This window comes from Sphaerisporangium rufum (assembly GCF_016863395.1).
Lineage (GTDB): Bacteria > Actinomycetota > Actinomycetes > Streptosporangiales > Streptosporangiaceae > Sphaerisporangium > Sphaerisporangium rufum.
Map to the genome: position 1 here is coordinate 40,181 of NZ_BOOU01000097.1, position 12,368 is coordinate 52,548.

Below are 12,368 nucleotides of genomic sequence, written 5' to 3' on the forward strand. Positions count from 1 at the left end.
GGCACCCGAGCACCAACCGGCCGGCACGGCCGGCGTCACGAACGTCAAGGGGGGCCGCCATGCCCGAGCTGGAACTGTCGGCGGGAACCATCGACTACCAGGACACCGGCGGCACCGGCCCGGTGGTCGTGCTCCTGCACGGCGTCGCGATGAACGGTTCGCTGTGGCGGCACGTCGTCGCCGGGCTCCGGGAGGACCACCGCTGCGTCGTCCCCACCCTCCCGCTCGGCGGGCACCGGCGTCCGATGCGCCCGGACGCCGACCTGTCCATCCTCGGCGTCGCCCGGCTGGTGGCCGAGCTGCTCGAACGGCTCGACCTGGACGACGTCACGCTGGTGCTCAACGACTGGGGCGGGGCGCAGAGCCTGGTCGCCGACGGCCGCGCGGACCGCGTCGGCCGGCTCGTCCTGACCTCCTGCGAGGCGTTCGACAACTACCCGCCCGGCCTGCCCGGCCGTAACCTGGTCGCCTCGGCCAGGCTGCCCGGCGGCCTGGCCCTGGCCTTCAACCTGCTCCGCGTGAAGCCCATGCGCAGGCTCCCGATGACCTGGGGCTGGATGAGCAGGCGGCCGGTGCCCGCCGAGATCATGGACGCCTGGTTCCACCCCGTGCTCACCTCCGCCGAGATCCGCCGCGACCTGCGGAAGTACGTCCTCAGCACCCCACCGAAGCCCGTACTGCTCGCCTGGTCGGAGGCGCTTCGCACCTTCGACCGCCCCGCCCTGGTCGCGTGGGCGGCCGAGGACCGGGTGATGCCGCCAGATCACGCCCACCGGCTTGCCGAGCTGCTGCCGCAGGCCAGGCTCGTCGAGATCGCCGACAGCTACACCTTGATCCCTGAGGACCAGCCCGCCGTCCTCACCGCCCACCTGCGCGACTTCCTCCGCGGCCGGCCGTGAGGTGGCCGTGAGGCGGCCGTGAGGCGGCCGATGCCACCGGCCGCCCGTTCACCGGCGACCTCGGTGGCGGACGGTCCGCCCGCCTTCCGGTCGCCGTAGCGATCCCGCGCACCGAGGCGGCGGCGGGGGTACGGTGGCGGGCGATACCCGACCACCGCCGGCCAGGAGGAGACGTGCGCAGCAGGCTGCCCGCCGTCCTGGTCCTGCTGCTTTCGATCCTCCTGCCGGGTCCCGTGCCCGGCGGCGGCCATCCGGCCCGGCCGGCACCGGCCGTCATCGCCGAGTCCGGCGCCGCCGCGCCGGCCGGCGCGTGGGGCGGCCCCGCCGCACACGCCGGCCACGACGCGATCCTGCCGCGGCTGCACTCCGCCGCCGGGGCGACCGCGATCCCGACGTGGCCGGCCGTCCCGCCGGCCGCCACCGGGCCCGCTCCGCACGCGGGCCGGTCCTTCACGATCACCTCCGGGCCGTGCGCCCGCAGACCGTGCCCGGCCGCCCGCCCGGCCCCGGCACGAGCGCCACCCTCCACGACGCGCTGACGTCCCTTTTCTTCTGCGACAGCCCGTGGAGGCTTTCATGTCCCGTGCGCCGTTCTGGCGCGCGGTGGCGGCGTGCGTCATCGTCGCCACCGCGTTACTGCTCACCGTGACCATGTCACCACGCCTGGGCCTGGACCTGCGTGGCGGCACCCAGCTCGTCTTCGAAACCCGCGACTCGACCACAGCAATCGCCGACGCCGAGGCCACCGACCGCGCGCTGGACGTGCTGCGCCGGCGTGCCGACGCGCTCGGCGTCGTCGACCCCACCCTGCTCCGCTCCGGCCAGCGCCGGATCATCGTCGAGTTGCCCGGCGTGCTCGACCCGCGCCAGGCCGCCGCGGTCATTGGCAAGACCGCCCAGCTCACCTTCCACCCGGTGCTGGCCGCCGCCGGCCCCACTTCCGATCCCGCGACCGGTACCTCCGGACAGGTGCTGGCCGACGAGTCGGGGGGCCGGCTGCGGCTCGGGCCGGCGACGATCGCCGGTGACGGGGTGCGCGACGCCGCCGCGGTCAGCGATCCGCAACTGGGGGTGGGCTGGTCCGTCACCATCGATTTCCGCGACGCCGACGCCTGGCGGCGGCTGACCGGCGAGGCCGCCTGCCACGGTCCCGGCGACCCCCGGCGGCGGATCGCCATCGTCCTGGACGACGAGATCATCTCCTCGCCCCAGGTCGAGACGAGCGTGGCCTGCCGGGCCGGCATTTCCGGCGGCTCCCCGCAGATCACCGGTTCCTTCACCCACCGGCAGGCCCAGGACCTGGCCGTGCTGATCAAGGGCGGCGCGCTGCCCGTCCCGCTCTCGCTGATAGAGCAGCGCACCGTCGGCCCGACCCTCGGCGCGCAGGCCATCGACGCCAGCGCCAAGGCGGGCGTGGCCGGTGTGCTGGTCACCGCGCTGTTCATCATCGTCGCCTACCGGTTGTCAGGGCTGCTGGCCGCCGTCGCGCTGGCGGCCTACGGGCTCATCTCCTACGCCGCCCTGCTCGCCCTCGGCGCGACCCTCACGCTGCCGGGCCTGGCCGGGTTCGTCCTGGCCATCGGCATGGCGGTGGACGCCAACGTGCTGGTCTTCGAGCGGGCCCGCGAGGAGTACGGCCGCACGCCGCGCCGCGGGCTGCGCGGTGCTCTCGACCGCGGCTTCGCCGGCGCCTGGAGCGCGATCGCCGATTCCAACATCACCACGCTGCTGGCCGCCGGCCTGCTGTTCTGGCTGGCCTCCGGACCGGTGCGCGGGTTCGGGGTGACCCTGGCCATCGGCGTCCTCGCCTCGCTCGTGTCGGCCATGCTCATCACCCGCGTCCTGGTCGACACGTTCATCACCGGCAGGACGGGCACCCGGTCGTCCGGGCCGCCCGGGCGATCCGGGCTGGCGACCCCCGGCCGGATCAGGACGTGGATCACCCGGCGCGACCCCCGGCTCATGGCCCGCCGCCGGCGATGGCTGGCCGTCGCCGCACTCCTGGTCACCGCCGCCATCGCCGCACCGGTCCTGCGCGGGCTGAACTTCGGCGTCGAGTTCACCGGCGGGCGGATGGTCGAATTCACCGCCGCGCAGCCGGTGGACGCCGACACGGCGCGGCAGGCGGTGACCGAGGCCGGGCACCCGGCGGCCACCGTGCAGGCCTCGGGCAACACCGTGTCGGTGCGGGCCGGGCAGATCGGCGCCGAGCAGGTCGCCGCCATCGAGCAGCGGCTCGACGCCCGGCTCGGCGAGGTGACCAAGCAGCGCGACGAACTCGTCGGCCCCAGCCTGGGCGAGGAACTGCGCCGCAACGCGATGATCGCCCTGGCCGTGGCGCTGGCGGCACAGCTGGCCTACCTGGCGGCCAGGTTCCGCTGGACCTTCGGCGCCGCGGCGGTGCTGGCCCTGGTGGTGGACGCCGCCGCCGTGCTCGGCCTGTTCGCCTGGCTGGGCAAGCCGGTGGACGGGGTGTTCCTGGCGGCCATGCTGACCATCATCGGGTACTCGATCAACGACAAGGTGGTGGTCTTCGACCGGGTACGCGAGCTGTGGCAGGCGCGGCGGCAGGCACGCTTCGCCAACATCGTCAACGCGGCGATCCTGCAGACCGTGCCCCGAACGGTCAACACCGGGCTCGGTGCCCTGTTCATCCTCATCGCGCTGGCGGTATTCGGGGGTGACAGCCTGCGCGACTTCGCCATCGCGCTCATCACCGGCATCGTGGTCGGCACCGCGTCCTCGTCGTTCGTGGCGGGGCCGCTGGCGATCGAGTTCGAACGCCTCAGCGGGCAGCCGCCGCCGCGGCCGAGAGCGCCGCGCGAGCACGCCCGGCAGGGCAGCGGCGCGGTGGTGTAGCACGGCGGCCGCCCCGGCCGTGCACCGGCCGGGGCGGCCGCCGGAACGCTCGACGGACTGGATGGCCGGACGACCGCGGCGCCGCGGTCCGCGCATGGCGCTGCACCGAATCCACCGACAATGTTCATAGTCTTGACAATGAAAATGTTCGGTGAGAAGGTTGAGCCATGTTCGAAGTGGCGGTGATCGACGACCCGGCGGCGGCCGAGGTCTCGCTGGACCCGGTGCGGGCCCGGCTGCTGGCCGAGCTGGCCGCGCCCGCCTCGGCGACCGCGCTCGCCGCCCGGGTGGGCCTGCCGCGGCAGAAGGTCAACTACCACCTCAAGGCGCTGGAGCGGCACGGCCTGGTCGAGTTGGTCGAGGAACGCCGCAAGGGCAACGTCACCGAGCGGGTGATGCGGGCTACGGCGGTCTCCTACGTCATCTCGCCCTCCGTGCTCGCCGCGGTGGCCCCCGACCCCGACCACGCGCCCGACCGGGTGTCGGCCCGGTGGTTGCTGGCGCTGGCCACCCGGCTGGTGCGCGACGTGGGCGAGCTGGTGGCCGGCGCGGCCAGGGCGCGCCGCAAGGTCGCCACGTTCGCGATCGACGGGCGGGTCCGGTTCGCCTCGGCGGCCGACCGGGCGGCGTTCGCCGAGGACCTGGCCGCGGCCTTCACCGCCCTGGCCGGCCGCTACCACGACGAGACGGCGGAAGGCGGGCGCGACCATCGAGTGATCGTCGCACTGCACCCCTGCGCCACCCCATCCCATGAGATCACCAGAGCCGGTGCCGGCGGGCCCGGCCGCGCGACCGAGGAGCCGCACTGATGGCGCACGAGTTCGACCTGCGAAAGCAGATCACCCTGGAGGCCACCCCCGAGCAGGTCTGGGAGGCGATCGCCACCGGGCCCGGGCAGGACGCGTGGTTCATGGGCCGCAACGAGGTCGAACCCCGGCCGGGCGGCGTCACCCGGCAGCACGTCGGCGGCCACGCCGAGGAGGGCGTCGTCACGGCCTGGGAACCGCCACGGCGGTTCGCCTTCCGCGGCGGTGCCGACGGCGCGTTCATGGCCTGCGAGTTCATCGTCGAGGGCCGCGAGCGGGGCAGCACGGTGCTGCGGATGGTGCAGAGCGGCGTCCTCGGCGACGACTGGGACACCGAGTACGACGCGCTCAACCGCGGCTGGGACCTTTACCTGCACACCCTGGAGCAGTACCTGACGCACTTCACCGGCCGGCGGGCCGCCGTGATCTTCGGCGCGCGTCCTGCGGAGGAGGGCGGCGTGCCGGTCTGGCCGGTGCTGGAGCGCGGGCTCGGCATCACCGGCCCGCTGTCCCCCGGCGACCGGGTACGGCTGACCCCCGAGGGCCTGGACCCGATCGACGGCGTGGTCGACTACGCCCGGCCCGACTTCCTCGGCGTGCGGACCGAGGACGCGCTCTACCGGTTCATCCGTGGCATGCACGACACCCTGGTCATCGGCCACCACGTGTTCGACCATGCCGGCCGGGCCGACCCGGCCGAGCTCGAACAGGCGTGGAACGACTGGCTGGCGAAGATCTTCTGCTGACTCGACGGCGTCCGGGCCGGCCCGCACCGGCCGGCCCGGCGGAGCCGCCCGCCGGCGGGGCGGGACTTCCCGGCGCAAGGCCCCGCCGGCGGCACCGGCCCCGGGACGCCCGGGACCGGCCCGCTCAGCCCGGCCCGGCCGGTGAGCCGGTGCGAAGGCCTGCGGAGACGGCGGAGCGCAGGGCGCGACGATCGCCGACACCGCCCCGGCAGGTGTCGTTGGATCCGTCCCTCAACAGGCGGTACGCATCGCGCGAGTGAGTCAGGTCACCTGCCAAGTGCGGCTTCAGGGGCGCACGTAGGGGCTGTAGAAACTGGAACCATGGGATAGGTCCTGCAGGCGAATCCGGCACTCCCCCTGGTTGCCGACGGAGAAGACGTAACTCCTGCGCTGGCCCTTCGTGATCGTGAAGGCGCCGTTGTCGGAACGCACGAACCCGTTCTTGCAGTTCAGCCAGAACCTCACCCTCACCGGAGAGCCCCCGGTCTTCTTGTAAGCCGCGTCGTAACCGGCGGGCGACCCGGAAATACCGGTGCCGCACACCTGGCCGTTCGAGAAGGTGTTGCACAATGTCGTGCCGAAGCCGGCCGCATCGGCATGCGCCGTGGGCATGGAGAAGGCGGCGAGCGGCCCGGTCACACACACTGCCGCGAGCATTACTTCGGTCTGGTGGAGCCTTGGAAACAGGTGTGCGCGGAGATACTTCGCGCCAGAAAACTGGAACTGCGGCCTGGGGTCACATTGGACCATCTGGTGGGGATTTTGACAGCCACCGCGGAGGGGATCGCACTTCGCGCTCTGCTCGATTCCGGACTCGGTGTGGTCGATCACCCCAACCGGCGTTCCCTATTAGGTACGGCCATGCAGGCAGTGATTGTAGGATGTACCGAACCCGTCGGCCGAGCCTGCGGCTCCTCTCTTGATCAAGCAGTTCTGGATCTGCTCCCGTAAGAAGGCTCGCCAGGGGGCCCGATGACGTGTCCGAGCGTGATCAGCTGGGTCAGCTGGGTCAGCTGGGTATGGTCGCGAACCTGCGGGCCGGGGCCGTCGGGATGACTCCCATCCCGTCGAGGCCAGCGTGCTAGGGGCAGGTCCGTCAGGGCGTACACCTCGGCCTTCGACATGTGGGGCCGGTCGGCGAGGGGATGCCCCGCGGGCAGGACCACGACCTGCCGTTCGGTGTGCAGATCCTCGGTGTCGAATCCGGCCGTCATGTCGTAGGGCCGCTGAAGCAGAGCAACGTCGGCATGCCCGCTGCGCAGTAGACCCTCCGGTTCGCCGGGCCCGCAGAGCATCACCTCGACCGCGGCAGCGGAGGCGGCGGCGGTGTAGGCGGCCAGCAGCTTCGACAGCAGTTCCCTGGACGCTCCCGCCTTGGTGGCCAGCACCACCCCGGGCCGGTCGGTGGCCGCGCGGCGCGTGCGTCGCTCGGCGGCTTCGACCGTTTCAAGGGCGAGCCGGGCCTCCCGCAGAAGCACCGACCCGGCCTCGGTCAGAGCGATCGCGCGAGCGGTGTGGTGCAGCAGGACGACTCCGAGCCGCCGTTCGAGCTGTTACAGCGGTGGTTGCGAGATCCCGCCGCAGACACCGGCCATGGTTGATCCCGCGGCCGTGCGAACCGTCGTGGAGACCAACGTGATCGGGGTCATCCGGGTCATCAAGGCGATGCTGCCGATGCTGCGCGCCTCGGCCTCACCGCGAGCGAGCAGCGCCCATGCCCTGCCGGACCGGGCCCGGGTCCGCTCAGGCGGGCTCGGCGGCCGGGCCGGTGCGAAGGCCCGCGGGGACGGCGGAGCGCAGGGCGTCGACGATCGCCGATACCGCCGGGTGCCGGCCGGCCCCGCCCCGGCAGGCGATCGTGGTGCGGCGGTGCAGGGGCGTGCGGGTCAGGATGATCCCGGCCGGCAGGCCGGTCAGGGCCAGCTCCGGCACCAGTGCCACGCCCTGCCCCGCGGCGACCAGCGCCAGCATGGTCGGGAAGTCGTCGATCCGGTGCCTGGTGCGGGGGGTGAAACCGGCGGCCGCGCAGGCGCGTACGGTCATCCGGCCGCACAGCGTGCCGTCGGTTGCGACGATCCACGGCGTCTCCCGGCAGGCGGAGATCGCCGAGGCGTCGACGCCCTCCCCGCGCTCGGCCGGAGCGTCCGGCCGCTCCCCCCTGGCCGCCAGGTACATCGCCTCGGTGCACAGCGCCACCGTGGCCAGGCCGCGGTGCGCCGGGTCCGGCGCGAAGTCGTAGTCGTGGACCAACGCCACGTCGAGCTCGCCGGCCCGCAGCGCGCCGGCCACCCCGGCCGGGTCGATCTCCAGCACCATCGGCTCCAGGCCGGGATGCCGCCCGGCCAGGGTGAGCAGGGCCGCCGGCAGCATCGTGCGACCGGCGGTCGCGAAGGTGCCGATGCGCACCGCCCCGGCCAGGCCCTGGCGCGAGCGGGCCAGCTCGGCGGCGGCCTGCTCCAGGCGGTCCAGAACCACTTCGGCGTGCCCGACCAGCGACAGCCCGGCGGGGGTGAGCGTCACGCGCCGCCCGGTGCGTTCCAGCAGCGGCACCCCGGCCTCTCGTTCGAGGACGCCGAGCTGCTGGGAGACCGCCGAGGGGGTGAAGGCCATCGCCTGGGCGACCGCGGCGATCGTCCCGCGATGGGCCAGTTCGCGAAGCAGGCGCAGTCGGCGCACGTCGAGCATCAGCTGAGCTTACGCTCAGCGGCAATAACGTGAACTGGACGTGCATGATCCGGGCGCGCCAGGCTGGAGCACATGGCACTGAACGGAATCCTCGTCCCGCTGATCACGCCGTTCGCCGCGGACGGCACCATCGCGGCCGGCGCCTTACGGGCCCTGGCCCGCGACGTGCTGGACCAGGGGGCGGCGGGAATCGTCGCCCTGGGCACGACGGGAGAGGCGGCCGCCCTGGACGGCGGCGAGCGCTCGCTGGTGACCGATCTGTGCGCCGAAGCGTGCCGGGAGTACGGCGCCTGCCTGGTGGTCGGCGCGGGCTCGAACGACACCCGGGGCACCGTGGCCGCCCTGGCCGAACTCGGCGGGCGGCCGCAGGTCACCGCCGCCCTGGTGCCCGTCCCCTACTACAGCAGGCCGGGCGAGGCCGGCGTGGTCGCGCACTTCACCCGGCTCGCCGCCCGCAGCCCGGTTCCGCTGGTGATCTACCACGTCCCGCACCGCACCGCACAGCCGCTCGGCGCCGCGGCGCTGCGCGAGCTGGCGGCACTTCCCAACGTGGCCGGCGTCAAGTTCGCCGGCGGCGTCCTGGACGGGCCGGCCATCGAACTGCTGGCCGGCCCGCCGCCCGGCTTCGCCGTGCTGGCCGGTGACGACATGCTGCTCTCGCCGATGCTGGCGCTCGGCGCGCCGGGCGGGATCGTCGCCTCGGCGCACCTGGCCACCGCTCGTTTCGTCCAGCTGGCGGAGGCGTGGGGCCGTGGCGAGGTGGCCGACGCCCGGGCGCTGGGGCACCGGCTGGCCGGGGTCTCGGCGGCCGTCTTCGCCGAACCGAACCCGGTCGTGCTGAAGGGCGCGCTGCACGCGCTGGGCCGCATCCCCACCCCGGACGTCCGGCTGCCGTTGCTGCCCGCCGGACCCGGCGCGGTGCGGGCCCTGCTGCACCGCCTCGAGGAACTGGACCGGCCGGAGCCGGTGGGGGCGGGCACGCCGCGGACGGCCGGCGTCCGATGACGGCGCGCGCCCCCACCCTCTTCCAGATTCCCTGCTTGGTTGAGGGTTTGCCCGATGGACGGGCAGGTGATAGCGGCTCGGCTGCCGCCAGGTCTCAATGAGAAGTTCAATGACAGACTTGACGGCATGGTCTCCACTCCTCCCGTCCCGGACCCGGCCGGCGGTCACCCGGCCGACGGCCACGACGCGATCCAGGTCCGCGGTGCCCGCGAGAACAACCTCGACGGCGTCTCGCTGGACATCCCCAAGCGGCGGCTCACCGTCTTCACCGGGGTGTCAGGCTCCGGCAAGTCCTCGCTGGTCTTCGACACCATCGCCGCCGAGTCTCGCCGGCTGATCAACGAGACCTACGCCGCGTTCGTGCAGAACTTCATGCCGAGCCAGGCGCGGCCGGACGTCGACGCGCTGCGCAACCTGAGCGCGGCCATCATCGTCGACCAGGAGCGCATGGGCGGCAACGCCCGCTCCACGGTCGGCACCGCCACCGACGCCCACACCATGCTGCGCATCATCTTCAGCCGGCTCGGCGTCCCGCACGCCGGCCCGCCGTTCGCGTTCAGCTTCAACCGTGCCGAGGGCATGTGCCCGCAGTGCGAAGGGCTCGGGAAGGTGCCCGAGATCGACCTGGACGAGCTGGTCGACCGCGAGCTGTCGCTGAACGAAGGGGCGATCAAGGTCCCGGGCTTCGCGGTGGACACCTGGTACTGGCAGATCATGGCGCAGTCGGGGTTCTACGACCCGGCCGTCCGGCTCAAGGATTACACCGCGGACCAGTGGGCCGACTTCCTGCACAAGCCGGCCACCAAGGTGAAGATCGGGTCCAACAGCTTCACCTACGAGGGTCTGGTCACCAAGGTGCGCCGCCAGTATCTGGCCAAGGACCGAGAGTCGATGCAGCCGCAGGCCCGCGCCTTCGCCGAGCGCGCGATGAAGCTGTCGCGCTGCCCCGACTGCGAGGGCGCACGGCTCAACCCGGCGGCCCGGGCGGCGACCGTCGCCGGCCGCACCATCGCCGAGTGCTCGGCCATGCAGATCAGCGACCTGGCGGAGTTCGCCCGCGGAGTCGTCGACCCCTCGGTCGCACCGGTGGTGGCCACGCTGCGCGAGACCCTGGACTCGATGGTGGAGATCGGCCTGGGCTACCTGAGCCTGGACCGGGAGTCGGCCACCCTGTCCGGCGGCGAGGCCCAGCGGGTGAAGATGGTCCGCCACCTGGGTTCCCCGCTGACCGACGTCACCTACGTCTTCGACGAGCCGACGGCCGGGCTGCACCCGCACGACGTGCAGCGGATGAACGAGTTGCTGCTGCGGCTGCGCGACAAGGGCAACACCGTGCTGGTGGTGGAGCACAAGCCGGAGACGATCGCGATCGCCGACCACGTGGTCGACCTCGGCCCGGGCGCCGGCGCCGCGGGCGGGCGGCTGTGCTACTCCGGCGATCTGGCCGGGCTGCGCGCCTCCGGCACGCTCACCGGCCGCTTCCTCGGCCACCGCGTCGGCGTGCGCCAGGACGTCCGGCCGCCGCGCGGCCACCTGACCGTGGAGGGCGCCACCCTGCACAACCTGCGCGACGTGCGGGTCGACATCCCGCTCGGCGTGCTCACCGTGGTCACCGGGGTGGCCGGCTCGGGCAAGAGCTCGCTGATCCACGGGTACGTCGCCGGCCGCGAGGGCGTGGTCGTCGCCGACCAGTCGCCGATCCGCGGTTCGCGGCGCAGCAACCCCGCGACCTACACCGGCGTGCTCGACCCGATCCGGGCGGCGTTCGCCAAGGCCAACGGGGTCAAGCCCGGGCTGTTCAGCGCCAACTCCGAAGGGGCCTGCCCGGCGTGCAAGGGCATCGGGCTGATCTACACCGACCTGGCGATGATGGCCGAGGTGGCCTCGGTCTGCGAGGAGTGCGAGGGCCGCCGGTTCACCCCCAAGGTGCTGTCGTACACGCTGCGCGGGCGCAACATCAGCGAGGTGCTCGCCATGCCGGTGGCCGAGGCGCGCGAGTTCTTCACCACCGGGCAGGCCCGCACCGTCCTGGACCGGCTGGCCGCGGTGGGGCTGGGCTACCTGGGCCTGGGCCAGCCGCTGACCACGCTGTCCGGCGGGGAGCGCCAGCGGCTCAAGCTCGCCATCAACATGGCCAAGAACGGCACGACCTACGTGCTGGACGAGCCGACCACCGGGCTGCACCTGGCCGACGTCGACCAGCTGCTCGCCCTGCTGGACCGGCTGGTCGAGGAGGGCAACTCGGTCATCGTCATCGAGCACCACCAGGCGGTGATGGCGCACGCGGACTGGATCATCGATCTCGGCCCCGGCGCCGGTCACGACGGCGGCCAGGTCGTCTTCTCCGGCCCGCCGGCCGAGCTGGTCGCCACCGGCACCTCGCTCACCGCCGACCACCTGCGCCGCTACGCCGGCTCTTAAGGCGCGGCCCCGGCCGCACCGCACCGGCCGGGCCCGTCGTCCACGGGCGAGGCGGCCGGGCGGACGATGGACCGGACCGGCCGGTGCGGGGAGGCGGCCGCCTCCCCGCACCGGCCGGTCGGGCGGGTGGCCCGGTCAGACGAAGGCGGCGGCCAGCCAGTTCTTCCAGGCCTGCTCGACCGCGGCGCCGTCCACGTCGGTGAAGCTGTGCTGCTCGACCACGACGGTGTCCCGGTAGCCGTGCATGAACATGTACAGGGCGTCGGCGGTGCACACGCTCGGCACGCTCGGATGGTCGGTGCGCTCGACCACCCCCTCGGCGGCGGGCAGCCCGGGCACCGACAGCCGCACCGGCGTGCCGGCGGTGAGCTCGCCGGTCACGCCGAGGGCGCTTTTGAAGGCGGTCCACACCCGGTCGTGGTCGGGCACCTGCGGGCCGGGCACCAGCGTGTTGAACGTGGAGGTGCGCCCGGGGAAGTGCTTGAGATAGGCGGCCAGCTTGTGCAGGTACATGCCGTCGCCCTTCTTCAGCGCGTCGTACTGCGCCTCCCAGTCCTCGCCCAGGAAACCGCTGTGCACCAGGCGCAGCACGGTGCTGCCGCCCTCGCGGCCCTCGATGAGGTAGTCGAACGCCATGAACGTGCCGTCGGGGTTGTCCCCCGTGCGGTAGGAGAACCGCTTGCCCGGTTCCCAGGCCGTCACGGTGCTCTCCTGGGAGCGGCCCATCATGCTGTGCCGGACGATCCCGCCCTCACGCGGCTCCACCTCGTTGCGCCCCATGAACCACGAGTCGATGCCCGGACCGGTGGAGATGGCCTCCCACACCTGCTCGGGGGTCGCGTCGAGGGGGATCTCTTCCCGCACCTCGAATTCGTGCCGCATGTCACTGCTCCTTGTCCGGTGTCGGGCCGGGGCCGCTGTGGTCCGGCCGCACGGTGATGCTCGGG

The 12,368-nt window shown here is 73.1% G+C and carries 11 protein-coding genes; 7 read left to right on the forward strand and 4 right to left on the reverse strand.

Annotated features, from left to right (window positions below; translation table 11 throughout):
• Positions 1-59: 59 nt before the first annotated feature.
• The 5 genes from Sru01_RS32045 to Sru01_RS32065 all read left to right on the forward strand — a co-directional run bounded on the left by Sru01_RS32045 (position 60) and on the right by Sru01_RS32065 (position 5,310).
• Complete coding sequence (locus Sru01_RS32045; protein WP_203993687.1) at positions 60-899, forward strand: alpha/beta fold hydrolase; 840 nt, start codon at positions 60-62, stop codon at positions 897-899.
• Positions 900-1,072: 173 nt separating this feature from the next.
• Positions 1,073-1,438: a hypothetical protein gene (locus Sru01_RS32050; protein WP_203993689.1), complete on the forward strand. Its 366-nt coding sequence runs from the start codon at positions 1,073-1,075 to the stop codon at positions 1,436-1,438.
• A 37-nt stretch (positions 1,439-1,475) separates the two neighbouring features.
• Positions 1,476-3,758 (forward strand): protein translocase subunit SecD, encoded by a 2,283-nt coding sequence (secD, locus tag Sru01_RS32055; protein WP_203993691.1) that lies wholly within the window; start codon positions 1,476-1,478, stop codon positions 3,756-3,758.
• A gap of 167 nt (positions 3,759-3,925) precedes the next feature.
• Positions 3,926-4,567 (forward strand): winged helix-turn-helix domain-containing protein, encoded by a 642-nt coding sequence (locus Sru01_RS32060; protein WP_203993693.1) that lies wholly within the window; start codon positions 3,926-3,928, stop codon positions 4,565-4,567.
• A complete protein-coding gene (locus Sru01_RS32065) occupies positions 4,567-5,310 on the forward strand; it encodes an SRPBCC family protein (RefSeq protein WP_203993696.1) in 744 nt (247 codons plus the stop codon). Before Sru01_RS32060 ends, Sru01_RS32065 begins: the two co-directional genes overlap by 1 nt.
• 285 nt (positions 5,311-5,595) lie before the next feature.
• Here the strand turns inward: Sru01_RS32065 and Sru01_RS32070 are convergent, their stop codons facing one another.
• The 3 genes from Sru01_RS32070 to Sru01_RS32080 form a co-directional block, all read right to left on the reverse strand.
• Positions 5,596-6,141, reverse strand: a complete 546-nt coding sequence (locus Sru01_RS32070; protein ID WP_203993699.1) for a hypothetical protein — start codon at positions 6,139-6,141, stop codon at positions 5,596-5,598.
• Between the two features lie 92 nt (positions 6,142-6,233).
• Entirely contained in the window at positions 6,234-6,788 is a 555-nt protein-coding gene (locus tag Sru01_RS32075) for a LysR substrate-binding domain-containing protein (RefSeq protein WP_239137924.1), read from the reverse strand.
• 265 nt (positions 6,789-7,053) lie between these two features.
• The gene (locus Sru01_RS32080) at positions 7,054-7,995 is read right to left on the reverse strand and encodes a LysR family transcriptional regulator (RefSeq protein WP_203993702.1); all 942 of its coding nucleotides are present in this window, start codon (positions 7,993-7,995) and stop codon (positions 7,054-7,056) included.
• Positions 7,996-8,067: 72 nt separating this feature from the next.
• Between Sru01_RS32080 and Sru01_RS32085 the strand changes: the two genes are divergently transcribed.
• A complete protein-coding gene (locus Sru01_RS32085; RefSeq protein ID WP_203993705.1) occupies positions 8,068-9,000 on the forward strand; it encodes a dihydrodipicolinate synthase family protein in 933 nt (310 codons plus the stop codon).
• Between the two features lie 126 nt (positions 9,001-9,126).
• On the forward strand, positions 9,127-11,421 hold the full coding sequence (locus Sru01_RS32090) for an ATP-binding cassette domain-containing protein (protein ID WP_203993709.1): 2,295 nt from the start codon (positions 9,127-9,129) through the stop codon (positions 11,419-11,421).
• Between the two features lie 135 nt (positions 11,422-11,556).
• Here the strand turns inward: Sru01_RS32090 and Sru01_RS32095 are convergent, their stop codons facing one another.
• Positions 11,557-12,303: an SRPBCC family protein gene (locus Sru01_RS32095; protein WP_203993712.1), complete on the reverse strand. Its 747-nt coding sequence runs from the start codon at positions 12,301-12,303 to the stop codon at positions 11,557-11,559.
• Positions 12,304-12,368: the final 65 nt, after the last annotated feature.